Annotated in this window: 26 protein-coding genes and 1 pseudogene; 13 read left to right on the top strand and 14 right to left on the bottom strand. The window is 68.1% G+C overall.

Annotated elements, in window-relative coordinates; all coding sequences use genetic code 11:
* Window positions 1-16 precede the first annotated feature (16 nt).
* From BN996_RS05730 to BN996_RS05715, 4 genes are all read left to right on the top strand, one after another.
* The gene (locus tag BN996_RS05730) at window positions 17-712 is read left to right on the top strand and encodes a DUF4013 domain-containing protein (protein WP_089777563.1); all 696 of its coding nucleotides are present in this window, start codon (window positions 17-19) and stop codon (window positions 710-712) included.
* 67 nt (window positions 713-779) lie between these two features.
* Window positions 780-1,850: an mRNA surveillance protein pelota gene (locus BN996_RS05725; RefSeq protein WP_004969282.1), complete on the top strand. Its 1,071-nt coding sequence runs from the start codon at window positions 780-782 to the stop codon at window positions 1,848-1,850.
* Between the two features lie 89 nt (window positions 1,851-1,939).
* On the top strand, window positions 1,940-2,374 hold the full coding sequence (locus BN996_RS05720) for a DUF8215 family protein (RefSeq protein WP_089777562.1): 435 nt from the start codon (window positions 1,940-1,942) through the stop codon (window positions 2,372-2,374).
* Between the two features lie 182 nt (window positions 2,375-2,556).
* Complete coding sequence (locus BN996_RS05715) at window positions 2,557-3,108, top strand: hypothetical protein (RefSeq protein ID WP_089777561.1); 552 nt, start codon at window positions 2,557-2,559, stop codon at window positions 3,106-3,108.
* Between the two features lie 102 nt (window positions 3,109-3,210).
* Here the strand turns inward: BN996_RS05715 and BN996_RS05710 are convergent, their stop codons facing one another.
* Together BN996_RS05710 and BN996_RS05705 are read right to left on the bottom strand one after the other, a co-directional pair.
* Complete coding sequence (locus BN996_RS05710) at window positions 3,211-4,209, bottom strand: ornithine cyclodeaminase family protein (RefSeq protein WP_089777560.1); 999 nt, start codon at window positions 4,207-4,209, stop codon at window positions 3,211-3,213.
* Between the two features lie 72 nt (window positions 4,210-4,281).
* Window positions 4,282-4,530 (bottom strand): DUF8015 family protein, encoded by a 249-nt coding sequence (locus tag BN996_RS05705; protein WP_089777559.1) that lies wholly within the window; start codon window positions 4,528-4,530, stop codon window positions 4,282-4,284.
* Between the two features lie 226 nt (window positions 4,531-4,756).
* Between BN996_RS05705 and BN996_RS05700 the strand changes: the two genes are divergently transcribed.
* Window positions 4,757-6,136, top strand: coding sequence for an MFS transporter (locus BN996_RS05700; RefSeq protein WP_089777558.1), 1,380 nt, complete (start codon window positions 4,757-4,759; stop codon window positions 6,134-6,136).
* Between the two features lie 89 nt (window positions 6,137-6,225).
* Here the strand turns inward: BN996_RS05700 and BN996_RS05695 are convergent, their stop codons facing one another.
* Complete coding sequence (locus BN996_RS05695; protein ID WP_089777557.1) at window positions 6,226-6,642, bottom strand: DUF3054 domain-containing protein; 417 nt, start codon at window positions 6,640-6,642, stop codon at window positions 6,226-6,228.
* A gap of 21 nt (window positions 6,643-6,663) precedes the next feature.
* A pseudogene (locus BN996_RS05690) lies at window positions 6,664-7,090 on the bottom strand (class I SAM-dependent methyltransferase).
* Window positions 7,091-7,150: 60 nt separating this feature from the next.
* Here BN996_RS05690 and BN996_RS05685 point away from each other — a divergent pair.
* The 3 genes from BN996_RS05685 (at window position 7,151) to BN996_RS05675 (ending at window position 10,270) form a co-directional block, all read left to right on the top strand.
* Window positions 7,151-7,771 carry a GNAT family N-acetyltransferase gene (locus BN996_RS05685; RefSeq protein ID WP_089777556.1) on the top strand — a complete coding sequence of 207 codons (621 nt, stop codon included), beginning with the start codon at window positions 7,151-7,153 and terminating at the stop codon, window positions 7,769-7,771.
* A 27-nt stretch (window positions 7,772-7,798) separates the two neighbouring features.
* On the top strand, window positions 7,799-8,779 hold the full coding sequence (fen, locus tag BN996_RS05680) for a flap endonuclease-1 (protein WP_089777555.1): 981 nt from the start codon (window positions 7,799-7,801) through the stop codon (window positions 8,777-8,779).
* Between the two features lie 66 nt (window positions 8,780-8,845).
* Window positions 8,846-10,270 carry a transcriptional initiation protein Tat gene (locus BN996_RS05675; protein ID WP_089777554.1) on the top strand — a complete coding sequence of 475 codons (1,425 nt, stop codon included), beginning with the start codon at window positions 8,846-8,848 and terminating at the stop codon, window positions 10,268-10,270.
* Window positions 10,271-10,279: 9 nt separating this feature from the next.
* Here the strand turns inward: BN996_RS05675 and BN996_RS05670 are convergent, their stop codons facing one another.
* Entirely contained in the window at window positions 10,280-11,632 is a 1,353-nt protein-coding gene (locus BN996_RS05670) for a class-III pyridoxal-phosphate-dependent aminotransferase (RefSeq protein WP_089777553.1), read from the bottom strand.
* 220 nt (window positions 11,633-11,852) lie between these two features.
* Here BN996_RS05670 and BN996_RS05665 point away from each other — a divergent pair, with 220 nt between their 5' ends.
* Window positions 11,853-13,121: an AI-2E family transporter gene (locus BN996_RS05665; protein WP_089779840.1), complete on the top strand. Its 1,269-nt coding sequence runs from the start codon at window positions 11,853-11,855 to the stop codon at window positions 13,119-13,121.
* 15 nt (window positions 13,122-13,136) lie between these two features.
* Here BN996_RS05665 and BN996_RS05660 read toward each other — a convergent pair whose 3' ends face one another.
* Complete coding sequence (locus BN996_RS05660) at window positions 13,137-13,424, bottom strand: PadR family transcriptional regulator (RefSeq protein ID WP_004044685.1); 288 nt, start codon at window positions 13,422-13,424, stop codon at window positions 13,137-13,139.
* 629 nt (window positions 13,425-14,053) lie between these two features.
* Window positions 14,054-14,200: a hypothetical protein gene (locus BN996_RS20025; protein ID WP_004061251.1), complete on the bottom strand. Its 147-nt coding sequence runs from the start codon at window positions 14,198-14,200 to the stop codon at window positions 14,054-14,056.
* A 124-nt stretch (window positions 14,201-14,324) separates the two neighbouring features.
* Here BN996_RS20025 and BN996_RS05655 point away from each other — a divergent pair, with 124 nt between their 5' ends.
* Window positions 14,325-15,035, top strand: a complete 711-nt coding sequence (locus tag BN996_RS05655; RefSeq protein WP_089777552.1) for a DUF7117 family protein — start codon at window positions 14,325-14,327, stop codon at window positions 15,033-15,035.
* Window positions 15,036-15,094: 59 nt separating this feature from the next.
* Entirely contained in the window at window positions 15,095-15,328 is a 234-nt protein-coding gene (locus BN996_RS05650) for a DUF7385 family protein (protein WP_089777551.1), read from the top strand.
* Window positions 15,329-15,365: 37 nt separating this feature from the next.
* Here the strand turns inward: BN996_RS05650 and BN996_RS05645 are convergent, their stop codons facing one another.
* The 5 genes from BN996_RS05645 to glyA all read right to left on the bottom strand — a co-directional run bounded on the left by BN996_RS05645 (window position 15,366) and on the right by glyA (window position 19,097).
* Window positions 15,366-15,872 (bottom strand): NUDIX domain-containing protein, encoded by a 507-nt coding sequence (locus tag BN996_RS05645; RefSeq protein WP_089777550.1) that lies wholly within the window; start codon window positions 15,870-15,872, stop codon window positions 15,366-15,368.
* A gap of 9 nt (window positions 15,873-15,881) precedes the next feature.
* On the bottom strand, window positions 15,882-16,775 hold the full coding sequence (gene folD, locus BN996_RS05640; protein WP_089777549.1) for a bifunctional methylenetetrahydrofolate dehydrogenase/methenyltetrahydrofolate cyclohydrolase FolD: 894 nt from the start codon (window positions 16,773-16,775) through the stop codon (window positions 15,882-15,884).
* A 99-nt stretch (window positions 16,776-16,874) separates the two neighbouring features.
* Window positions 16,875-17,444: a VIT1/CCC1 transporter family protein gene (locus BN996_RS05635; RefSeq protein WP_007273285.1), complete on the bottom strand. Its 570-nt coding sequence runs from the start codon at window positions 17,442-17,444 to the stop codon at window positions 16,875-16,877.
* Complete coding sequence (locus BN996_RS05630; RefSeq protein ID WP_007273284.1) at window positions 17,444-17,743, bottom strand: DUF211 domain-containing protein; 300 nt, start codon at window positions 17,741-17,743, stop codon at window positions 17,444-17,446. Before BN996_RS05630 ends, BN996_RS05635 begins: the two co-directional genes overlap by 1 nt.
* 106 nt (window positions 17,744-17,849) lie before the next feature.
* A complete protein-coding gene (glyA, locus tag BN996_RS05625; RefSeq protein WP_089777548.1) occupies window positions 17,850-19,097 on the bottom strand; it encodes a serine hydroxymethyltransferase in 1,248 nt (415 codons plus the stop codon).
* Window positions 19,098-19,464: 367 nt separating this feature from the next.
* Here glyA and tbsP point away from each other — a divergent pair, with 367 nt between their 5' ends.
* Together tbsP and BN996_RS05615 are read left to right on the top strand one after the other, a co-directional pair.
* Window positions 19,465-20,292 (top strand): transcriptional regulator TbsP, encoded by an 828-nt coding sequence (gene tbsP / locus BN996_RS05620; protein ID WP_089777547.1) that lies wholly within the window; start codon window positions 19,465-19,467, stop codon window positions 20,290-20,292.
* A gap of 49 nt (window positions 20,293-20,341) precedes the next feature.
* Window positions 20,342-22,030: a YcaO-like family protein gene (locus BN996_RS05615; protein WP_089777546.1), complete on the top strand. Its 1,689-nt coding sequence runs from the start codon at window positions 20,342-20,344 to the stop codon at window positions 22,028-22,030.
* A 239-nt stretch (window positions 22,031-22,269) separates the two neighbouring features.
* On the opposite strand, the gene BN996_RS05610 is transcribed toward BN996_RS05615, so the two are convergent.
* Together BN996_RS05610 and BN996_RS05605 are read right to left on the bottom strand one after the other, a co-directional pair.
* Entirely contained in the window at window positions 22,270-23,388 is a 1,119-nt protein-coding gene (locus BN996_RS05610; RefSeq protein WP_193310943.1) for a DUF63 family protein, read from the bottom strand.
* Between the two features lie 118 nt (window positions 23,389-23,506).
* Window positions 23,507-23,977 (bottom strand): Lrp/AsnC family transcriptional regulator, encoded by a 471-nt coding sequence (locus BN996_RS05605; RefSeq protein ID WP_089777544.1) that lies wholly within the window; start codon window positions 23,975-23,977, stop codon window positions 23,507-23,509.
* Window positions 23,978-23,994: the final 17 nt, after the last annotated feature.

The following is a 23,994-nucleotide window of genomic DNA, read 5'->3' as shown; positions in this document are numbered from 1 at the left end:
CGCCGCGAGACCACGTATGCTCTCCGACGCGCTGTGGTTTCTCAAGCGAAGCGACGACTGGTTCGCAACGACGATTATCGGCGGGGGTCTCTCGTTGCTCTCTGTGCTGATACTCCCGGGGATTATCCTACAGGGCTACTTCGTCAGAGCGATGCAGGCGGCCGCGAACGGCGAGCAGTCCGCCCCCTCGTTCACGGACTGGGGCGGGCTGTTCGTCGACGGCCTGAAACTGTTCGTGGTGACGTTCGTCTGGGCGCTCTTGGCTGTCGTCCCGGCGATGCTCCTCACGGTCATCGTCGGCGTCAGTACCTTCACCGTCTCCGAGGCGGCGACGGGGAGCGCGGCGGCGGCTTCCGCGGGCGGCGTCGGGCTCGGTATCGTCTCGGTCGTCCTCGGCCTCCTCGTGTTCGCGCTCGGCCTCCTCGTAGCCTACCTCGCGCCGGCCGCCGGGGCGAACTTCGCCATCGAAGGGAACCTCGGAGCCGGCTTCGACGTGCGGACCATCGTCTCGGGCGCGTTCACCGGCGAGTACGCCGTCGCGTGGTTGCTCGCGCTCGTCGTCGCGGCCGTGCTCGGCCTCATCGGCAGTATCCTCTCGGTCATCGTCGTCGGGCTCTTCATCCTGTTCTACGTGCAGGTGATGACGTACTACCTGTGGGCGCGCGGGTTCGCCGACGCCACCGGCAAGGGTCGGCAGTCGGCCGGGTGGTAAGTCGGCGGCGATTGCGGGGGGACCGCGATAGCAGGACTCTTTTCCGTTCCCCGACGACCGGACGTGTATGCGCATTTCGAGCCGCGGTCGCGGCGAGGAGGGGCGCGAGCGAATCACGCTCGTCCCCGAGAACGTCGACGACCTCTGGCACCTCTCGTACGTCCTCGAACCGGGTGACCTCGTCTCCGGCGACACCACCCGCCGCATCCAGCGCGACGACGAGCAGATGCGGGACACCGGCGGCGAGCGCGAGCACCTCAACGTCACCATCGAGGTCGACGACGTGGAGTTCGCGCGGTTCGCCAACCGCCTCCGCGTCGGCGGCGTCATCGTCTCCTGTTCCCGCGAGGACCAACTCGGCCACCACCACACGCTCAACGTGGAAGAACGCGCCGAGATAACCATCGAGAAGCACTTCAAGGCCGACCAGATAGACCGCATCGAGACGGCCGAACAGGCCGCAGAAAACCCCGACGTGGCCATCGCAACCGTCGAGGAGGGCGCGGCCTACATCCACACCGTCGCCCAGTACGGCACCGACGAGTACGCCTCGCTCACGAAGCCGACGGGGAAAGGCGAGTACGCCCGCCCGCGCTCGGAACTGTTCGACGAGCTCGGCTCCGCGCTGTCGCATCTCGACGTGGACGCCATCATCCTCGCCGGGCCGGGCTTCACGAAGAACGACGCGATGGACTACTTCGAGGACAACTTCCCCGCGGTCGCAGAAACCATCGTCACGACCGTCGACACCGCCGGCGTCGGCGACCGCGGCGTCCACGAGGTGCTGAAGCGCGGCGCGGTCGACGACGTGCAGAAACAGACCCGTATCGCCGAGGAGGCCAACCTCATCGACGAACTGATGGAGAACATCTCGACGGGCGCGAAGGCGGCCTACGGCGTCGAACAGGTCGCGGAGGCCGCGGACTTCGGCGCGGTCGAACACCTGCTTCTCCTCGACTCGCGGCTCCGCGCGGAGCGACAGGGCGACGGCGACTGGGACGTGGACGTGAACGACATCATCGACTCGGTCGAACAGAAGGGCGGCGAGGTCACCGTGTTCTCCGCGGAGTTCCAGCCCGGCGAGCAGTTGAAGAACCTCGGCGGCATCGCGGCGGTCCTCCGGTACCGACTGCAGTAGACCACGTTCGCCGCCATCGCCACCACCGCCGCCATCGCCGCCATCGCCGGAGAAACCGTTTAGCCGCCCGAAACCCACGTCTAGTCGTGATGCGGAGTGGGCTTTCGGAGGCGACGAAGCGGGTCGACCGCTGGCTCGACCAGGTGTTTTTCGCCGCGTGGGAGGTGTCGGTACTGGCGATTCCGACGCTCTGGTTCCTGCTCGCCGCGACTCCGAGAGCCGCGGTGTCTTTGTCCGGCCTCACCGCTCTCGCGGCGAGCGCCGTCGCCGTCGGGACGTTCCGCGGCGGCTACGTCCGAACCGGGTCGTGGCCGCGGCCGGGTCACCTGCCGTCGCTCCCGATTCGGTCGGCCTATTACAGCCTCGTCGTCGGCGGGGCGGCGCTCCTCGGCGCGTTCGCACAGACCGAACTGGGCGCGTTCTGGCCGGGCGTCGTCGTTCCGGCGGTCGTCGGTGTCGGCGCGTTGGCTTTCGTCCCGGTCGTCCTCGTCGGCACCGAGCGGGCCGCGCGACTGACGCTGTGACTCGGTATCGACACGCGACCCGATGCCGACAGTGAGGCGACATTCACACCAGATTTGGAAGAGACCCGGTACGGAGTGGTGAGAGATATCGAAAAACCGCTATCTGTTCTCTCGTCCCTCGTTCGGTCGAATCGCCGAGTCTGGTGGGACCGCTCCCGACCCGTCGATTCCGAAGGAAAACCATGACGAACACAGCATATCGCGGGGGGCCGACCCGTCGCCGGTTCCTCCGAACGACCGGACTGCTCGTTGGCGGACTCGCCCTCGGCGTCGGCGCGACTGGAACCGCCGCGGCGGGGGTCTCGGTCGCGAACGGGTGGTACGAAGAAGAAGAGATATACTACGTCGCTCACGGGGTGGAGGAGGGCGTGACGGAACGCGGGGAAAACGACATCTACCTCGTCGGCGGCGACAGGACGTTGCAGGCACAGGTCGTCGAGTTCGTCCCCGGAGAGTCCGGGTACTCTCCCCACTGGAACGTCAACCTCGTCAACACGGCGGCGGGGAAGACGGTGGCCGACATCGTCGCCTCGCCGTACGTCTCGGAACACTATCCCGAGGCGCTGTTCGACGACGTCGAAGACGTTCGGGCGGCGGCGGACGCCGGACTGGTCACGGTGTCGAAACCCGGTGTTGTCGTCCTGTGCCCGATCGTTCCGGAACGCGTCGCAGACGCACCCGGAAACGCCGAACTGCCGGAGGCGTTCCCCCGTCCGTGGCCGACGACGTTCTGAGCGAGCACGAACGCCGGTTACCGGCGGTTTTTCCGCGGCCGCGAAGCCGTGACGACCGCGTCGGCGAGCAGTCGCTCGCCAATCGAGACACCTCCGTCCGTTCTACTCCCCCGTGAGCGACTCGCTCGCCGGCGAGAAGTCGACGGTCGTCCCGAGTCCCTCGTCGCGCGCCTTCTCGTAGAGCATGTGCGCCGCCGCGACCGTCTCGATGCCCGTGCCGCCGCTGTCGAAGACGGTTATCTCCTCGTCGTCCTCGCGGCCGGCGGCGACGCCCGCGACGACCTCGCCGAGTTCGGCGTGGATGTGGTCTTCGTCCACGACGCCGGCCTCGACGGCGGCGAGGAACGACCCGGCGTCCATCGTGGCGCGCTCGCGGAGGTCGGGGACGTACGTCGCGCGCTCGATGGTCGTCTCGTCGAGTTCGCGCTTTTCGGGGTGGTACTGCCCCATCGCGGTGACGTGCGTGCCGGGTTCGAGCAGGTCGCCGTCGAACACCGGGTCCGTGGCGGTCGTGGCCGTGACGACGATGTCCGCGCCCTCGACGGCCGCGGCGCTGGAGGCGACGGCCGCGACGCTGGCGTCGAGCGTGCGGTCCAGCTCGCCCGCGAACGACTCGCGGCTCTCCTTCGTCGGCGAGTAGACCCAGACGGTGTCGAGGTCGCGGACGGTCGCAACCGCACGGAGCTGGCCGCGGGCCTGCGCGCCGCTCCCGATGAGCGCGAGCGTCGAGGCGTCCTCGCGGGCGAGCGCGTCGACCGCGACGCCGCCCGCCGCCCCGGTCTTGAACGGGTTCATGCTCGCGCCGTCGAGGAGCGCCAGCGGTTCGCCGCTCTCGGCGTCGAAAAGCGGGGTCATGAACCACGCGTCCTCCGCGCCGAAGCCGGCGGAGTACATGTAGCCGCCCATCGCGCCCGTCTCGGGCAACACGGCCGCGTAGGAGGTGAGCATCCCCGGCGGCTCGCGGTTGAACAGCTTCGTTCGCGGCTCGGCCGGCGCGCCCTCGCCGCGCTGTCTGTAGCCCTCGCGGACGGCCTCGACGTACTCGGCCGGGGTCGCCAGTCCACTAACCTCGTCGCTCGTGAGGAACAACGTCGCTGTCATGGTCGGAAAAACGAGACCTGCGGTCAAAACCCTGCGGGCCGGCGAACCGGCCGGGCGGGCGTGCGATGGGGATTAGTCGGCGTCGAGGACCGACGGAGAAGGCGCGTCAGCGGCGTTGGGACCGGCGTGTTCGTCGAAGCGAGCGGGGGACGGCGACGAGGGCCCGTTCACGAAGAGCGCGTGGCCGGTGAGGAGCGCGGCCACGCCCGCGGCCATCGGCACTGCCGTGGTCAACTGCAACCCGGCGACGGTAAGCGTGCCGGTGATGCCGAGGAGTGCGAGCGGGATGAGCCCAAGAATGTAGTCGTAATATCCGGTCATAATATATACCATACTACGGACGTAAGTGGTATAATTCTTTCCCATAGATGACTGATATTCTCTTTGTGGCCTCTCGATAACGTTCTCATAACTTATGAGAGGAGAATCGCAGGACTGCGTCGGGTTTGCTCGCCGAGAGAACATCACAAATCCGATACTGCGGGTTGTGCCTCTCGTTCGAACAGTCGGGTGGCGCTCGCGTCGCCTGCCGGAACTCCACACGGTTATGGGAGTCGGTACCGTGGCCGGAGACGTGAACCGCAACGACCGCTCCATCGTCGCGCTGGTGATGCTCGCCCACGGGATGGTCCACACCTACGAACTGTCCATCCCCATCTTCGTGGCCATCTGGCTCGGCGAGTTCGCCAGCATCGACCTCGGTCTCGCGTCGGTTCCCGTCACGACCGCCTCGCTGGGCGTGATGACCGGCCTCGGCTTCGCGCTGTTCGGACTCGGGGCGCTCCCCGGCGGCATCCTCGTCGACCGGGTCGGCTCGAAGCGCCTCATCGTCGCCTGTCTCCTCGGGATGGCCGGGTCGTTCCTCCTGCTCGCGCTGTCGCCGAACCTCGTCGTCGTCGCCCTCGCGCTCGTCGTCTGGGGCGCGGCGGCCAGCGTCTACCACCCCGCCGGGCTCCGCCTCATCAGCACCGGCGTCGAGGAACGCGGGACCGGGTTCGCGTACCACGGCATCGCCGGGAACCTCGGCATCGGCTTCGGCCCGTTCCTCACCGCGCTCCTGCTGTTGTTCTTCGACTGGCACCTCGTCGCCGGCGTGCTCGCGCTCCCGGCGCTCGCGGCCGCCGCGCTCGCCACCCGCGCCAACTTCGAAGAGCAGGCCGCGGTCACCGCCGCCGACGGCGGTGAGGGTGGTGACACTGGCGACGACGGCACCGACACCGACCCCGGCGGCGACGACAAGGCCGGCGCGGGCGTCTCCTCGTTCGCCGAGTTCGTCTCGCAGTCGAAGCACCTCTTCGCCGGCGGGTTCGCGCTCGTCTTCGCGCTCGTGATGTTCTCGGGGCTCTACTACCGCGGCGTCACGACGTTCCTGCCGGACCTCCTCGGCTCGGTCATCGGCATCGAGCCGATTCCGGTCTCCGAGCTCCTCCCCGTCGCCCTCGCGTCCGGGTCGGCCGGGGGCGCGCCGACCCTCGACGTGGAGCTGTTCGTCTACGCCGGGCTCCTGACTGTCGGCGTCTTCGGGCAGTACGTCGGCGGCAAGCTCACCGACCGCATCAGGACCGAACGCGGCATCGTCGCCGGCTTCGCCGCCCTCGCCGTCATCGCCGTCGCCTTCCTCCCCGTGGCGAGCCTCGGCGTCGGCCCGCTCCTCGCCATCTGTGCGCTGCTCGGCTTCTTCCTGTTCATGGTCCAGCCGTTCTACCAAGCCACCGTCGCGGAGTACACGCCCGCCGGTCTGCGGGGCCTCTCGTACGGCTTTACCTACCTCGGCGTGTTCGGCGTCGGCGCGCTCGGCGGCGCTATCGCCGGCTACATCCTCACGGTCGCCGACTCGACGGCGCTGTTCTTGGTCCTCGCCGGGTTCGCGACGGTCGCGACGCTCCTCGGCGTGACGCTGTTGCGGCGGCGGCCGACCCCCGCCTGACTCCGGGTCGGGCGGGGACGGCCGAGAGAAAATCCGTGTTCGATTCGGTCAGTTCTTCGGTTCGGTTCGCGGCGCTCGGCGTTCGACGCTCAGACGAGTTTGAAGTACAGCGTCCGCCAGACGCCGAGCGCGACGGAGCCGAGCACCAGCATGACCGCGACGAACGTGAGTTCGACGCCGCCTTCGAAAAGCGGCGTCCAGCGAATCGCCATGCCGACGACGGTCGCCGCGAGCCACGCGCGGACGCCCAGCGGGACGGCCGACTTCGCCGACTCGGCCGCGCCCGGCGAGTACGCGCCCAAAAGCGGGGCGGTGACGAGCCATCCGATGAGGAACGGGACCGCGGTGAGCACCCACCCGACCGGGTCGGCCGAGAGGTACGACACTCCGTTGTGCTGAATCACGCCGACGGTGACGAGGAGGAAGATGGCGAGCACGTCGCCCACGGCGATGGGTAACGCCCCGGCATCGAGTCGCTCCTCTAAGAACGACGTCGAGGTTGCCATAGGCGTGGATTCGTCGCCCCCCTAATGGCTTTCCCGCTTTTTTCCGACCACCGTGTATTCGAAGCCGCGTTCGACCACCTCGGCCTCGAACCCGACGCGTTCGAGAAAGCGCACGAGTTCGTCGGGCGCGGCGAACGCCGACCCGAAGCCGACGACGCGCTCGGCGGCGACGAGCCCCCGGCCGAGGAGCGTCTCGGGGTCGAACTCGTTGACGGCGAACACCCCGCCGGGCGCGAGCACGCGGAGAACCTCCTCGGCGACGCCCCGCTGGTTCGGCATGTGGTGGAAGGCGTCCACGACGGTCACGGCGTCGAGGGAGCCGTCGGCGAAGGGGAGCCCGCGGGCGGCCGAGGGCGTCGGCGAGCGCGCCGGGGTCCGCGGGCGGCATCACGAGGTCGTAGACGGGTGCGAAGCGGTCGAAGAACCGAACGTCGCCAGCGCCGTGCATGGCCGACGCCACGACCCCGACGGGGAAGGTTCTTGCGCGCGGCGATCCCAGTTCGGCCGTATGGAGTTCGACCTGCTCGGGTGGCCCGAAGACGGCCCGCGACTCCGCCTCGACTACCGGCGGTTCGCCTACGCGGGGAAGTTCGTCACCGCGGCGACGGGCAAGACGGTGCTCCGCGACCCCGGCGCGTCCCTCCCGCCGCTCGACGACGACCGGCCCGCGCCGACCGGCGGCCCCGACTCCCTGCCGCCGTTGGCCGAGGACGTGGTGGCCGCCGTCGCGTTCAACGAGGACCGGACGGACCCGACGACGCTCTGGCTCCGGTACGTCACGGTCCGGCGGGACCGCCGGGGCGAGGGTCTCGGCCCCGACCTCCTCCGCCGGACCTGCGCGGCCGCCGCCGACCGCGGCTACGAGACGGTCCGCATCGCCGCGAACAACCCCTTCGCCTACGAGGCGTGCCACAAGGCCGGATTCGGCTTCACGGGCCGCGAGACGGGCGTCGCCGAGTTGGTGTTGGAGCGCCCGGCCGACGCGCCCGCCGCGGTCTCCCGCGAGACCTACCAGTCGGGACTCGACCGCTACCGCGCCCGCGACCTCGGCGACCCGGAACGGGCGTTTCTCGCGTCGCGCGAGGGCGTGGGACCCCCCGAAACCGACGGCCTTCACTCGCACGATTGAAACCCTCGGGTCCCGAAGGCCGAGCAAATGGGAAACGCAGACCTGCGGACGCTCGCCGCGCTCTCCGAGGTGTCGTTCGAGGAGGTGGCCGGAAGCGTCGTCGCCGTCGACGCCCACAACTGGCTGTACCGGTATCTCACGACGACGGTCAAGTGGACGAGTTCGGAGAAGTACACGACCGACGCGGGAGAAGAGGTCGCCAACCTCGTCGGCATCGTCCAGGGGCTCCCCAAGTTCTTCGAACACGACCTGACGCCCGTCTTCGTCTTCGACGGCGGCGTCACCGAGATGAAAGACGACGAGGTGGCCAAGCGCCGCGAACAGCGCGAGAAGGCCGAAGAACGCCTCGAAGCGGCGCGTGAGGCAGGCGACGCGGTCGAGGCCGCCCGGATGGAAGCCCGGACCCAGCGGCTCACCGAGACGATTCAGGACACCAGCCGCGAACTCCTCTCGCTGCTCGACGTGCCGGTGGTCGAAGCGCCCGCCGAGGGCGAGGCGCAGGCGTCCTACATGGCCCGCAAGGGCGACGCCGACTACGTGGGCAGCGAGGACTACGACACGCTCCTGTTCGGCGCACCGTACACGCTCCGACAGTTGACGAGCAAGGGGAACCCCGAGCTGATGGACCTCGACGCGACGCTCGACAGACACGACATCACCTACGAGCAACTCGTCGACATCGCCATGCTCTGCGGGACCGACTTCAACGAGGGCATCACGGGCATCGGCCCGAAGACGGCCGTGAAAGTCGTCAAGGAACACGGCGACCTCTGGTCGGTCCTCGAAGCCCGCGGCGACACCATCCCCAACGCCGACCGGGTGCGCGAGTTCTTCTTGGACCCGCCGGTCACCGACGACTACGGCTACGACACCCACATCGACCCCGACGTGGCCGCCGCCCGCGAGTTCGTCACCGAGACGTGGGAGGTCGACCCCGAGGAGGTCCGACGCGGCTTCGAGCGCATCGAAGAGTCGGTCACGCAGACCGGCCTCGACCGCTGGACGTAGGCCGCGTTCGCGCCGAGCCAACAGCCCGCCGACACGTTTACACGGGCCGGTTCGGAACTCCGGCGTGTGTCCCCCGACGACGTTCCGCCCGCGGACGACGATTCCGAGGCCGTCCGCGCCCGCGACGACTCCGAATCCGATTCCGACTCGCCCTCCGACGCGCCCCGCTCTGACGACCGCTCCTCCCTCTCGCGTCGCCAACTGCTCGGCCTCGTCGGCGGCGCGGGCGCGGTCGGCGGTATCGGCTGGTTCAGGCCGACGTGGCTCCCCGACCCGATTACGGACTGGCTGACGACGGTGTATCCCAATCCGCCGAGTAACTACGTCTGGCGGCCGCCGGTGAGCGACGAGCACGCCGACGCGGCGGTGCGGCGACTCGAAGAGACCGTCGAGCAGGCGAAGCAACTCCGCTCGCGCATCGACCTCGATTCGGTGGACGAGGAGATGCGGTTTCACCTTCGCGGGTCGCCGGCGGGCGGTCACCTCGAATCCGCCAAAGAGGAACGAGACACCCGTGACCGTCTCTTCTCGGCAACCTACGGAATGCTGTTCGCCGGCGAAGCCGTCGGCTACGCGAAGATTGCACTCGGAGAGGAGGACCCGGAGGCCCGTCTCGAACGCGGCCGTGAACTGCGGGAGGCGAGTGACGCGGTTGCGGACTCCATCTCTGCGTACCGTGTCTCCGCCCCCGGCCGTGACCTCGGGTATCTCTACGCCATCGAACGCGAACTGGCCTTTGTCCGAATCAGTTCGCACTGGAATGGGACGTCCGTCGGCGGCGACCCCGACTCGGTAGACGAGTACTCGCCCCACGGACTCGCGAGCACGTGGGGGTCGCAGTTGCGGGCGGAACAACGACTCGCAAACGCACGACACTACCGAGAGCAGTATCGCTCGGGTCTCGGAGACGACCCACAGCCACGTCGCGAGCGACTGGACGACGCGCTTCGCGGCCTCCTCGCCGAAACCGACCGGTTCCCGAGACGTGACGAGATGCGGACGAAACTCGAAGACGAACTCGAACTCGACCGGTCGTCGCCCTACGGTGCTGCCCGCTGGGGGTTGTACATGCTCTGCTTCGACAACGGCTTCAGATTCTACGGTAACGACCTCCGACGAGACCTGACGGTCTTTCGCGTCGTGAAGACCGGTCAGGCCCTCCTCGCGCGACGGGCCCACGACTTCGCGCTCGACGCCCTCGACGTGGACCCCGGCGATACCGACTACGACTCCGGCCGGTCGTTCCGGGCGAAACGCCGTGCGATGCGCGACTTTCGGGCGACGCGCGACGAATACGACTCGAACTTCGCGGGCGTCGTCGCGAACGAGGCGGCGAGCATTATCCGCGCCGGCGAGGTGAGTCTCGAAATGGGCGACGGTCCCGCGTGGAAAGAGCGCGTCGAATCGGCGGTGTACTACCTCGTCGGTGCCGGGATGATGCGCGAACTCGGGAACGTGGTCGAACCGCTCGTCAGCCGCGACGCGACCTGACCGACCGCGTTACGACACGTCCTCGATGGCGTCTACCAGCATCGTCGCGCCGAGGTCGATTTCGCGGGCGGTCACGTCGAGCGGCGGGAGGATTCGAAGCACCTTGTAGCCGCACGAGAGGGTGAGGAGGCCGCGCTTGAGGGCGGCTTCCTGCACGGCGTCGCGGCGTGCGTTGGTGTCGAATTCGACGCCGAGAAGCAGGCCCTTGCCGCGCACGTCGACGACGGTGTCGGGCGCGTCGTCGCGCAGGCGCTCGATGAACTGCCGGCCGCGGGCGACGGCGTTGTCGAGCAGGTCGTACTCCTCGATTGCGTCGAGGGTGAACACGCCCTGCATCGAGGCGACGATGTCGCCCGCGCCCCACGTCGAGGAGAGCCGCGAGGTCTCGTCGGGGAATAGCTCGTCGTTCGAGATAGTCGCGCCGACGCGGAGGCCCTTCGCGCCCGTGATGATGTCGGGTTCGATGGGGTAGTGGTCCGAGCCCCACATCTCGCCGGTGCGGCCGACGCCGGTCTGAATCTCGTCGGCGATGAGCGTCAGGTCGTAGTCGTCGACGACGGCGGCGAGCTCCTCGGCGAAGGCGTCCGACGGGAAGCGGTAGCCGCCTTCGCCCTGAATCGGTTCGACGATGACGTAGGCGACCTCGTCGGCGTCGATGTGACCCTTCTTCGGGTGGAGCTTCTGTCTGAGTTTGGAGACCGCAGAGTCGGCGTCGGGGAAGAAGCCGCAGGAACACGTCGCGGGCGAGCAGGTCCGGTCGTCGCAGAACGGCACGTCGAGGACGCCCGAAATCTCGGGGAACGTGCGGCGGTAGACTGACTTCGAGCGGTTGAGCGAGAGCGCGCCGAGGGTACGGCCGTGGAACGCGCCCTCGAAGGTGATGCCGTACTTCGCGCCGTCGGCGTGGTCGTAGGCGATTTTGATGGCGTTCTCGACGGCCTCTGCCCCGGAGTTCGACAGGAACACCGTGTCCATCCCGTAGTGGCTCGTGAGGTCGGTCAGTCTGTCCATGAGCGCGGCGGGGCCGGGGAGTCGCTCCTCGCCGGGTGCGGAGCCGTCGCTGACGTAGAAGTCCTGGCCGGCGATTTTCGTCGGGTCGACGAGGTCGAACTCGGCCATGCGGTCCATGAGCTTCGGGTTGTTGTAGCCGAGCGGCGCGGCCGCGACGTGACTCGTGAAATCGAGGAGGACGTTGCCGTCGACGTCGGTGCAGAAGGGACCTTCCGACTCCGCGGTGATGTCCCAGACGAAGTCGTAGACGTACGTGCTCGGCGCGGCGTGCTCGTGGTGGTACGCGACCCACTCGCGGGCTTTCTCGCCGGGCATCGAATCGACGCGTGGCACCGCCGTCTCTCGGTCCATGCGGTTCGGTACGGCGACGCGCGAGTTAAGATGTTCGTTATTATTGATGTAATATCTCCCGCGCCGCGGCCGAGTCGGTCGGTTTCGACGCGGGGGCCGACGGTTCGCCGGCCGGTCGTGACGGTGTTCCGTCGTGACCTGTCGCTCCCGCGGTAGGCTTTTGACGCCTCCGCGTGCGTGATTGGGTATGGCTCTCCCTGACATTCAGCGCTCCCGGGCGATGTGGTGGTCGCTCGCGTTGGTCCTCGCGGGCGCGCTCACCTACGTCGTCTACTCTTTTATCGGGACGTTCGTCTTCGGTCTCTTCATCTACTACGCCACGCGGCCCATCTACCGGCGGATTCGTCGCCGGGTGAAGCCCCCGAGCCTCGCGGCCGCCGTGGCGCTTTTCGCCCTCGCGCTTCCAGTGCTCGGACTCGTCACCTACGCCGCGACCATCGCGCTCCGCGAGTTCCTGCGGTACGCCGACCGACTCTCGTCGGACGAGGTGCCCATCGACCTCGAAGCCTACGGCATCGACCCCGCGCTGGTGGAGGGTATCGCCAGCCCGCAGGCGCTGTTGGAGTACGACTTCCGGTCGGTGTTGACGCCCGAGGCCCTCGGCTCCGTGTTCGACTCGCTGAGCGTCGCCGCCAACACCTTCGCCTTTCTCGGGGTCGGCGCGATTCACCTGTTCGTCATGATCGCGTTCGCGTTCTACCTCCTCCGCGACGGCCACCTCCTGCGACGGTGGGGCCAGTCGATGTTCGCCGACGACCACGGTATCCTCGAAGCCTACATGCGCGGCGTGGACCGCGACTTCAACAGCATCTTCTTCGGCAACATCCTGAACGCCATCCTCACGGGCACCATCGGCGTCATCGCGTACTCGCTTTTGAACGTCCTCGCGCCGACCGGCGTCCGCATTCCGGCCCCGGCGCTCATCGGTCTGCTCGCGGGCGTCGCGAGCCTCATCCCCGTCGTCGGCATGAAACTCGTCTACGTCCCAGTCGCGGGCTACATGGGCATCGAAGCGGCGATTGCGAACCCGCCCGGACTCTGGTTCGTCCTGCTTTTCGCCGCCGTCTCGTTCGTCATCGTGGACACGATTCCGGACCTCGTGCTCCGGCCGTACGTCTCCGGTCGGAGCCTCCACGTCGGGGCCGTGATGCTCGCGTACACGTTCGGCCCGCTGCTTTTCGGCTGGTACGGCATCTTCCTGATGCCGATGATACTCGTGTTGTTCGTGAACTTCGTCCGACTCGTCCTGCCGGAGCTACTGGCCGGAAAGCCGATTAGACCGTACATGGTCGACCCGGGACACCTGATCGACGGGCCACCGGTGGAGGAGTTGACCGCTGACGAGGGCGACGACGCGCCGCGAGAAACAGCCGAAACCGACCGGTCGGTGGAAGGCGAGTCCGGCGCTTCGGAGACGTTTACCGACCGAGACGAGACGAGAACAGGTCGAGACTCACGGTCGCCGTCCGACGCCGGCGCGGACGGGTAGCCCGAGTCGCCCCGCTCACGCCTCGAAGTCTTCGGGGACGTACTCCGCTTCCCACTCGTCGCGGGCCTTGATTTCGCGGCGACCGCGGCGGGTGAGCGTGTAGTAGTTGGTCCGGCGGTCGCGCTGGCCCTTGTCGACCAGCCCCTTCTCGACGAGCGTGTCGAGGTTGGGGTAGAGCCGCCCGTGGTGAATCTCCTTTTCGTAGTAGGCTTCGAGTTCTTCTTTGATGGCGAGTCCGTGCGGCTCTTCGAGACCGGCGATGACGTACAGCAGGTCTCGCTGGAATCCTGTCAGGTCGTACATCGGTAAATTCGACTCGTATGTTACTGTCTAATTCAGATAAACATATCGGCCTCGGCCGACGATTTACCCTCGAAAACGCGCCAGTCCCCGAAATCTTCCGGCCGCAATTATGTTGACCAAGTTACTAATCTGTCGAACTGTCCGTTTCGAGGACTGGATATGTCCACAGATGGACGACTCGAACGAATTACGGCGACTATGTTGTTAATTGTTATCTATGAACATGGTTCGGCTGTCAGAACCGGAACTCCGTGGCGTCGAAGTAACTCGCGGCTCTCCTGTGTGTTTCTCGACAGATTCGGTACGACGGGACACCGTACACGGACGGCGGGGCAGACGGACCTCTCGGTCTCGGGTCGTAGTTTCGCACAGAAGGAAAGCAAGCCGTGCCGGAAATCTCCGGCACGGCATGCCGCCCTGAATTGGTCCCCGCTGACGCTTCGGCCCTCCAAAGCGAAGCGTCACTTACGGCTACTGTTCGATTTCACTTAAAGATAACGACGCGTGCCAAACGTTGACAACGCGGCTAACTGTCTATCTGAGTGGCACGTGCGCGCCGAATTCCCAAATTCGCGAACTCCGTGGAAGGCGTGAGCGAAGCGACCGGACCGGCGGTTCCGTTTGGGAAGTCACATGTGTTCCTCCTCCAGCACCCAGCCGAGCGCCCGCTTGTAGTGCGTCATGAGTTTTCTGACGCCCTCGTGTCGCATCTCCTCGGAGTCGAGTTCGTCCTTCAGGAACTCGTACTGCTCTCGGACCTCGGATTCGCTTCGCATGCGTCGATGGTGGGTCCCCGGACGTATGTAGCCCGGCGGTCGCTTCGGGGGCACCGCTCGTTTCGGTGTGGGGCCTGCCCTCCGGGTCGCCGTGCTTTTGCGCCGTCGGGACGAACCGCACCGCATGGAGATACGCGGCGAGCGCGAGTGCAAGGAGTGCGACCACCGATGGTCGTACTACGAGACGGGAAGCGTGTCGTGCCCGCAGTGCGGGAGCCTCCGGAGCGTCGGCGTCGGCGACAGGGAGCGCCACACCGCCATGCAGGCCGAACTGGACCTCTCGGCGCACCGCGCCGCCGTCGGCGACGGGTCGATTCGGGACGCCGCGCCGGCGCTGAAGTCCGACCTCCGCGACTACGTCCGGCAGACGGGCTACATCCGCGGGGGCGAACTGCTCCCCCTCGGCGACACCCCGCTGGCGGCCCACGAACTCCTCCACGCGGTCGACGTGGTCGCCCGGTCGAACCGACCCACCGACGACGAACAGCTCTACGTCATCTCCCTGCTCCAACGCGCCGACGAGGGCGAACGCCTCGCGTCGGACGCGGTCCCCGACTCGATGGCCGACGCCCGCGGCCTCGCCTACGCCGAGGCCATCGACGCCTACTGCCGCGACCTCTCGACGTGGCTCGACGACAACCCGAACCCCGAGGGAAGGACCACGCTCGAAACCCTCTCGAACCACCGCAAGCGCGTCGAAGCGCTCGACGGAGCCGTCTCGCTGTCGGAGTCCGAGGCGCTCGTCGAGGCCGCCCGCGAGCTTCACGCCGCGCTCGTCGACGACGACCCCGACGCGCTCGCGTCGGCCCGAGACACGCTGGCGTCGCTGTTCTGAGGCCGCCCGACCGCCGCGCTCACCGAACGTTTTTGCCCCGCGGCGACCCTTCGCCGACGATGACTGCCGGCTTCGACGTCCACGAGGTGCGCCACCGGGTGAAACTGCTCCGCGACGACGGCGACACGATGCTCGTCGAGAACCGCGACGACGTGGCCTGTCCGGCCTGCGGCGACGGCTTCTCGCAACTGCTCATCTCCGGCCGCGAGGCCCACAGCTTCGACGTGGACGCCGGTACCCGCTTTTGCGTCCGACGGGACGGCGACCGACTGCTCGTGGCGACCCACGAGTGAAGAGAGTAAGAAAAAGCGCAGTCGGACGCGCGGCCGGTCAGCGCCCGCGGAGGAACCGAATCAGCCCGCGGTCGAGCGTGTCCGCGGGGAGCGTCTCGAACCACGACACGTCGGCGATGGCCTCGCCTTCGAGTCCGGGGTCGTCGGTGAGGTCGCCCGCGACGGTCGCCTCGTAAATCGCGAACCGAAAGCTCGCGGCGTCGTCGCCGTGGTGAACCGACTGTTCGGTGACGACCCGAAGCGCGCCCACGTCGGCGGCGAGGCCGGTCTCCTCGGCGACCTCGCGGACCAGCGCCTCGCGTCTCGACTCGCCGACTTCGACCTCACCGCCGGGGAGAACCCACTGGCCGTCCTGCCGGACGAGAAGCACCGCGCCGTCGCGCTCGCAGAGCGCGCCGACGCCCCAGTCGAGGCCGCCCTCGATGCGCTCGACGGCGCGGGCGAACGCCTCGGCGTCGAGGTCGCGGCGATTTCGACGCCGGATGACGCCGTCGGGGTCGCACGTCCACTCGCCGTCGATGTCGGCGTCTGACGAGTCGCTCACGACCCGGACTCAGGGGAGGTCGACGTCGACGCCCTCGGCCTCGGCGGCGGCCTTCACGGTGTTCCAGAGGAGCATCGCGCGGGTCATCGGGCCGACGCCGCCGGGGACGGGCGTGATGGCGCTGGCCTTCTCCTTCGCGGAGTCGAACTCCACGTCGCCGACGAGTTCGTAGCCCTTCTCGTTGTCCGCGTCGACGCGGTTGACGCCCACGTCGATGACGACGACGCCCTCCGAGAGCATGTCGCCGGTGACCAGTTCGGGGACGCCCGCGGCGGCGACGACGATGTCGGCCTCGCGGGTCTTCGCGGCGAGGTCGTCCGTGCGCGAGTGGCAGACCGTGACCGTGGCGTTGCCGCCCTCGGCCTTCTGGATGAGCAGGTTCGCCATCGGCTTGCCGACGATGTCCGAGCGACCGACGACGACCACGTCAGCGCCCTCGGTCTCCACGTCGGCGGCGGCGAGGAGCTTCTGGACGCCGTGGGGCGTACAGGGCTTGAAGCGGGCGTCGCCGGCGACGAGGCGGCCCACGTTCTCGGGGTGGAAGCCGTCGACGTCCTTGGCGGGGTCGATGCGGCGGAGGACCGTCCGGTCGTCGACGTGGTCGGGCACGGGCATCTGGACGAGGATACCGTGGACCTCGTCGTCGTCGTTGAGGTCGTCGACGAGCGAGTACAGCTCCTCGGCGGGCGTCTCGGGGTCGAGTTCGTAGTCGAACGCCTCGATGCCGACCTCCTCGCAGTCGCGCTGTTTCATCGAGACGTACGTCTCGCTGGCGGGGTCGTCGCTCATCAGGACGGTCGCGAGACCCGGCTTCACGCCGGCCTCGTCGAGCGCGTCGATGGCGTCGGCCAGCCCGTCTCGAATCTCCTCGGCGACGGCGTTGCCGTCGATGATGGTCGTCATTGTCTCAGACAGCGCGCCCCGACCATTTCAAAGATTCGGATTCGTGCGTATTCTAGGGCTTGAGATAGCAGAAATATGCACGTATGTGGCTATCGTCTCTCAGCCGAACAGCAGGTTCACGGCGGCCACCGCGACGCCCGCCAGCGCCATCCGCAGGCCGGCGACGTACCACCGCTGGTCCGATATCGACCCCATGTACGCGCCGAACGCAAAGAGGATGGCCGTCCCGAGGGCGACCGAGGCGAGCGTCGCCCACGTCATCGACAGGAGGGTGCCGACCGCGAGAAACGGGAGGAGCGGGATGACGATGCCGACGAGCGGGCCGAGCCCGCTGGCGACCGCGTTGATTCCCCGCGCCGCGACCTTGTCGCGTTCGACCGCGGTCCCGTCGAGGTCGGTCAGCATGGCGTCCTCGATGCGGCCCAGTTCGGCCCGCTTCTCGGCGCGCTCTATCTCCCAGACGCTCCAGACGCCGGAGGTGGTCAGCCCCACCGCCGCGCCGACGCCGATTTCGACGACCGTCACCCCGTCCGTGACGCCGGTGAGGTACGCGCCGATGACGAGGCCGATGCAGGTCAGCGCGCCGTCGAAGCCGTTCGAGACGAAGTACCGACGGGAGATGGCGCGGACGCGGTCGTCGCGCAGGAGCGAGGCGAGCCGAGCCGACATCACGACGGCGACGGGTCCTGCGGTTGAGTTCGGTACTCCACCAGCGTCTCGCCGGCGACGACTTCGTCCACCGAGTGGACTGTCCCGCCGAGGTCGCGGACGCGGCGCTCGACCTCGTCGGCGTCGACGGCCTCGCCCTCCACGACGAGTCTGAGGTTCTGCACCTCGCGGTCGGTTTCGAGGAGCGTCGCGTTCACGCCGGCCACGCCGGGCGCGTCGGCGACCTCGCGGGCGACCGCCACCGTCGAGGGGCTGTGCGGTTTCAACACGTCGAGAACGAGCCGACGAATCGGAGCCATGTCGGTCGACGATACGGCGGCGCGGCTAATAGTGTTACTCGGCAGAGGGGTTTGAAAAACCGAACGCGCCGGCCGCCGAACCGCGGCGGTCGCCCGCGGGCGTCGCCTACTCGTACAGCGGGTTGGCGTCGCAGAGTTCCTGCACGCGCTCGGAGACCTCCGCGAGCACGTCGTCGTCCTCGGGGGCGTCGACGACCTTCACGATGAGTTCGCCGACTTCGCGGATTTCGTCTTCGCCGAAGCCGCGGGTGGTGAGCCCGGGCGTGCCGGCGCGGATACCGCTCGGGTTGAACGCCGAGCGCGTCTCGCCGGGGACGGTGTTCGCGTTGAGGACGATACCCGTCGATTCGAGCGCCTCCTCGGCGGTGCCGCCGGTGAGGTTGGGGTGCGAGTCGCGGAGGTCGACGAGCACGAGGTGCGTGTCGGTGCCGCCGGAGACGACGCTGAGACCGTGGTCCTGGAACGTCTCCGCGAGGACCTTCGCGTTGTCGACGACCTGCTGGGCGTACTCCTCGAACTCGGGTTCGAGCGCCTCTTTGAATCCGACCGCCTTGCCGGCGATGTTGTGCATGAGGGGGCCGCCCTGACCGCCGGGGAAGACCGCGCTGTCGATGTCGGAGGCGTACTCCTCGTCGCACATGATGATGCCGCCGCGGCCGGCGCGGATGGTCTTGTGGGTCGAGCCGGTGACGAAGTCGGCGACGCCGACCGGCGAGGGGTGGACGCCGGCGGCGACGAGGCCCGTGATGTGGGCGATGTCGGCGAGGTGGAGCGCGTCCACGTCGTCGGCGACCTCCTGAATCGTCTCCCACTCGACGGCCCGCGGGTACGCGGAGTAGCCGGAGACGATGATGTCCGGCTCGAACTCCGCGGCCTTCTCCGCGAGCTGGTCGTAGTCGATGTAGCCGCTTTCGGCGTCGACTTCGTACTGCTCGACGTCGTAGAGCTTGCCCGTGAAGTTCGCCGGGTGGCCGTGGCTCAGGTGGCCGCCGTGGGTCAGGTCCAGCGAGAGAATCTTGTCGCCGGGTTCGAGCATGGCGAGGTAGACGCCCATGTTGGCCTGCGTACCGGAGTGCGGCTGGACGTTGACGTGCTCTGCGCCCCACAGCTCCTTCGCGCGCTCGATGGCGAGGTTCTCCACGTCGTCGGCGTACTCACAGCCAGCGTAGTAGCGCTTGCCGGGATAGCCCTCGGCGTACTTGTTCGTCAGCGCGCTCCCCTGCGCTTCGAGGACCGCTTCGCTGACGTGGTTCTCCGAGGCGATCATCGCGAGCGTGTCGCGCTGGCGTTCGACCTCGCCGTCGAGGGCGTCTGCCACGGCGGGGTCGACGTCGCGGACGTGGCTGTAGTCCATACGTAGTATCCGGGGCAATTACGGCATAAATGTGTCCCATTTGGCTACGCCTGCCGGTGTTGTGTTGCACACCCGTGTATATTCTGTGGCGTGCTACCGTGAACAGATACACGAACGCGCGATGCCCGATTCACTCCGTCGTGTCTCCGAGCCGAGTGGACCGCTCGGAACGGCCCTCGCGGGAGACGACCTTCTCCCGGCTGAGTCGTCCGGTTCGAATCCGATTTTCCCAGTTACGCGCTGGAGTAAAATTTCTGAAACGTGCTTCTCAATTCGCTCGATACAGCGTTGGTACAACTCGATTTCGAATACGTTCTGCCGGTCGTCTTGCGTTAATATTAAATATATTACTGGCGATATTCAACCTATGGCTATTCGTTCTAATCTACTCGCTGAGGGGGTAGAAGACATCATCCAGTCCGTCCTCTCCTCGTCGGAAGACGAGGTGTTAGTTGCGAACCCGACCGCCGAAGTCATCGAGGGGCTCGTCGCCGTGGCGACCGACGTCGACGACGACCTGCCGGAAATCCGTCTCGTCGCCGACGAGGGCATCCTGAAAGACGTGCTCGACGACTTCATCGTCGCCTCGAACGCCGCGAACCTCGTCGCCGACGGCGCGCTCTCGCTGCGGACCGCCGCGGACGAAGTCGAGAACACGCTGTTCGTCACGCCGAACTCGGTCGTCGCGCTCGTCGCCGCCGGGGGCAAGGTCGCCGGTCTCGTCACCGACGACGAGGCGTTCGTCGAGACGGCGTTCGAGGCCCACCAGGCCCACTGGGAGAACGCCCCCGAGTTCAAACTCCGGACGCCGCCGCTCGCTCGCGTCCGCGAGACGCTCGGCGAGGACATCGGCGAGGAGACCCTCGCGGACTTCGACGCCGTGCTCGCCTCGCTCCCGTCGGCCCGCGGCGACGGCGACGGCCTCGACGAGGTTACCATCTCGCTTCTCGTCGCCGCCCGCAACGAGGTCCTCCTCTACGACATCTCGAAGTGGGGCGAGGACGTGGGTATCGCCAGCAAGGCGACGTTCTCCCGGACGAAGACGAAGCTCGAAGAACTCGGCCTCATCGACACCGAGAAGGTCCCAATCGACGTCGGCCGCCCGCGGCTCCGCCTGAAGCTCGGCGCGGACGAACTCGTTGCCGCCAGCGCGGACGAACTGGCCGACGAGGCCCAGAAACTGCTCGACGCGTAACCGACCGCGACCCCCTCGCTTTTTCCCTCCACCTCTCCTCGTCGCGCGCATGGACATCGGACTCGTCGGGAGCGGCCCCGCCGCCGAGTCGATTCGCGCGGCGTGCGCCGATATCGACGCGACGGTCACGGAGACGGCCCCCGACTCGCTCGACTCGTTCGACCTCGGCTTCGTCGTCGATGCGGTCGGCAGCGACGCCTTCGACGCGGCCGACGAAACCGCTTCGCGGTGGCTCGCGGTCGAAATCGGTGGTGTCGGCGGTCACCCCGTGGCCGACCTCGACGCGGCCGTCTCGGCGTTCGACCCCGAAAGCGCCGACTTCGCTGACCTCCGGGCGCGGGTCGCGTCCACCACGGAGTCGGACGGCCGCCCCGGCGGCGACCGCGCGGCCGTCCGACTCGCCGGCGCGGTGGCAGGGCGACGCGGCATCGCACTCCTCTCGGGCGACGACGTGGCCGGGACCGTCGTCGAAGTCCCCGGCCCTGAGCGGTCGTTTCTCCCCGCGCCGTCGCCGACGGAACGTGACCGGACCCTCGACCGCGACTTCCGCGCCGTCGAGTTAGACGACGCGCTCGCGCGGGCAGAATCGGCCGTCGACGACCGCGTCGGCATCGTCACGCAGGTCGGCGAGCGCGAGTCGTTCCCGCTTCCGTACTACGTCGCACAGACGGCGGACACGACGGTGTACGCCGACGCTCGGGCGGCCGAACTCGCCGGTGGCGCGGCCGCCGGCTGGGACGAGGCCTACATGAAGGCGCTCGGCGAGGCGCTGGAACGCTACTCGGCGGGCGTCTACCGCACCAGCGAGTTCGCCGTCGCTCCCGCGGCGTCTCGGCCGGCCGCGGTGCCGCCGAGTCGCTTCGTCAGACCCGACTCGTTCCGCGACCCCGACCCCGACGAGCCGATTCAGTGGGTCGAAGGCGAGGACCTCGCTACCGGGGCGACCGTTTCGCTCCCGGCGGAGTTCGTCCACTATCCCCCGCCGGCGGAGCGACACAAGCCGTCGATTACGACCGGTCTCGGTCTCGGCAACTCCGGGACCGAGGCGATTCTCTCGGGGCTGTACGAGGTCGTCGAGCGCGACGCGACGATGCTCGCGTGGTACTCGACGTTCGACCCGCTCGGGCTGGACGTGACAGACGAGACGTTCGAGACGCTGGCGGCCCGCGCCCGCTCGGAGTCCTTGGAGGTAACCGCGCTCCTCGTGACGCAGGACGTGGACGTGCCGGTCGTGGCGGTGGCCGTCCACCGCGAGACCGAGTGGCCGAAGTTCGCGATGGGTTCCGGCGCGGACCTCGACGCGAACCGCGCCGCTCGCTCCGCGCTGGCCGAGGCGCTTCAGAACTGGACCGAACTGCGCGCCATGGGACCGGAGCAGGCCGCGACGCAGGGCGGCGCGATTGCGACTTACGCCGACTTCCCGAAGCCCGCACGGACGTTCGTCTCGCCGGACGCGACCATCCCCGCAGACTCGGTCGGTCCCGATGAGATTCCCGAGGGCGCGGCCGAACTCGACGCCGTCGTCTCGGCGGTCGCCGACGCCGGCCTCGACGCTTACGCGGCGCGGACCACCCCGCGCGACGTGGACCGCCTCGGCTTCGAGGCGGTTCGCACGGTCGTTCCGGAGGCCCAGCCGCTGTTTATCGGCGAGCCGTACTTCGCCGACCGCGCCGAGTCGGTACCGCGGGACCTCGGTTTCGAACCGCGGCTGGACCGCGAGTTCCACCCGTTCCCGTAGCCGGCGAGTCGCGCGTCTCGTGGGGTTCGTGGCTGACAGCCGGCACGGGCGGCCGCGCGGCAGGCGGGCCGAATCGAGTCCGCGCGGCGGTGTGCCGGACACCCGCGAGCCGCCGTGCGACGTGCGTCACAGAATAGCGGCGGTGGCCGCGGCTCGGTACTTGAAGCTTCGCCGGGTAGGGGTACGAGGGGGTCGGAGAGCGGGAACGAGCGGCCGGAGAGGAGGCGACGGCGGGCCGATTAGACGCCGAACGTCGCGCGGAGCATGTCGCGGCTCCCCGGTCCGAGACCGACCGCGAGGACGGCGATGAGAAGCAGAATCGCGTAGCGCGGGCTGTCCTCGAATATCTGCTCGTCGAACACCCAGACGACGGCCGTCGCGGCCACGAGCTTGACGAGCAGGAACGGCCACGCGTCGCCCGTGACGGCCAGCACCGACTCGGGGAGCGTGGAGGCGGTGAAGTCGACGACCGCCTGGTTCACCGGGTGCTTCGGGACGAGGTTGTTGCCCGCGCCGAGTGCGACCATCCAGTTGAGGCCGACGACGTTCGCCACGCCGTCGATGGCGTGGCCCCAGATGACGACGAGGCCGATGTAGCCGGTTCCTTCGTTAATCTCCGGTGCGAAGCGCTCGACGAGCCACCACGTCGCGGCGGCGGCGAGCGTCGCGCCGACGAGGATGACGACGAGCACCTGCGGGTAGAACGTCGCGCCCTGCGCGCCGGTGAGGCCGGCCCACAGGAGGTAGCCGAGCGTGACCGCGAGCACGGCGAGACCGGCCCCGAACAGGGGTTTCACGTAGTCGTCGACGAGGCCCCGACGCTCGGCGAGGACGCTCCCGACGACGGCGACGAGCGTGATTGCGAAGACGGTCACGTAGATGACCGGGCTGATGACGAGCGTGTTCAGCGGGTAGGTGATGAGGGCGTCGGCGACGCCGGGGGCGTCGTTGGCGTCCTCGACCACGCGGAACGCGCCGCCGAACAGCATGAACGGGAAGAGGGCGTAGAAGAACCGGGGGCTCTCGCCGATGTCGAGGCGGCGGAGGAGGAACACGACGCCCGAGAGGGCGATGACGAGCGTGACCATGTACCCGACCTCGGAGACGAGCGTGTAGCCGGGGTACGCGACGGGTTCGGCCGCGGCGGCGCAGGCCGACGCCGTGTCGAGGTACTGCGTGACGCCGTTCGCCCGAACCGCGCAGACGGCCGAGTTCGCGTCGGCTTGGACGGGGCCCCAGAAGTAGTGCCAGATGAAGCCGTCGTAGACGACGCGAGGGAACGCGAGCGACCCGCCGACGAGGGCGACGAGGATGGCCGCGACGCCGAGCCCCCAGAGGCGCTCGGGGTCGAGACCCATTCGCTCTGCTACCGTTGCCATAGCCGATACCCCGACGGCGGGCCTGTTGAGGGTTCCGGTCTCTCGCACGCTTCGCGCAGGTCTCGGCGCGGCGACTCAGTTCCGCGACGGGCGGGGGTCAGTCCCTGTCGTCCGGTTCGCGAATCGGCAACACCGGGTCGTCGTACTCGGTTCCGAGGATGACCATCGTCTGGGACCGCGAGAAGCCGTCGAGTTCGGCGATGTGGTCGAACATGAGTTCGCGCAGGGCGTCGGTGTCCTCGGCGTACACCCGGAGCATCACGTCCCACTCGCCGGTGGTGAGGTTGATCTCTTGGACGCCCTCGATGTCGCGGAGCTGCTGGAGCGCCTCCTTCTCGCGGCCCTGCTTCACCCGGAAGCCGACCAGCGCGGAGGTGCCCAGTCCGACCTCCCGCGGGTCGACGTGGGCGTGGTAGCCCTCGATGACGCCGGCGTCTTCCATCCGACCGACCCGGTCGTGAACCGTCGCGCTCGACATGTCGATTCTGCGGGCGATTTCGCTGAACGGGGTCCGCGCGTCCTCCATCAGAATCCGGAGAATCGCCCGGTCCGTCGCGTCGAGGTCCATGCTATCCCTTCTGATGG

The organism is Haloferax massiliensis (genome assembly GCF_001368915.1).
Classification (GTDB): Archaea; Halobacteriota; Halobacteria; order Halobacteriales; family Haloferacaceae; genus Haloferax; species Haloferax massiliensis.
The sequence above is the reverse complement of the archived record's forward strand: the minus strand, read 5'-3'. Positions and strand labels throughout refer to the sequence as shown.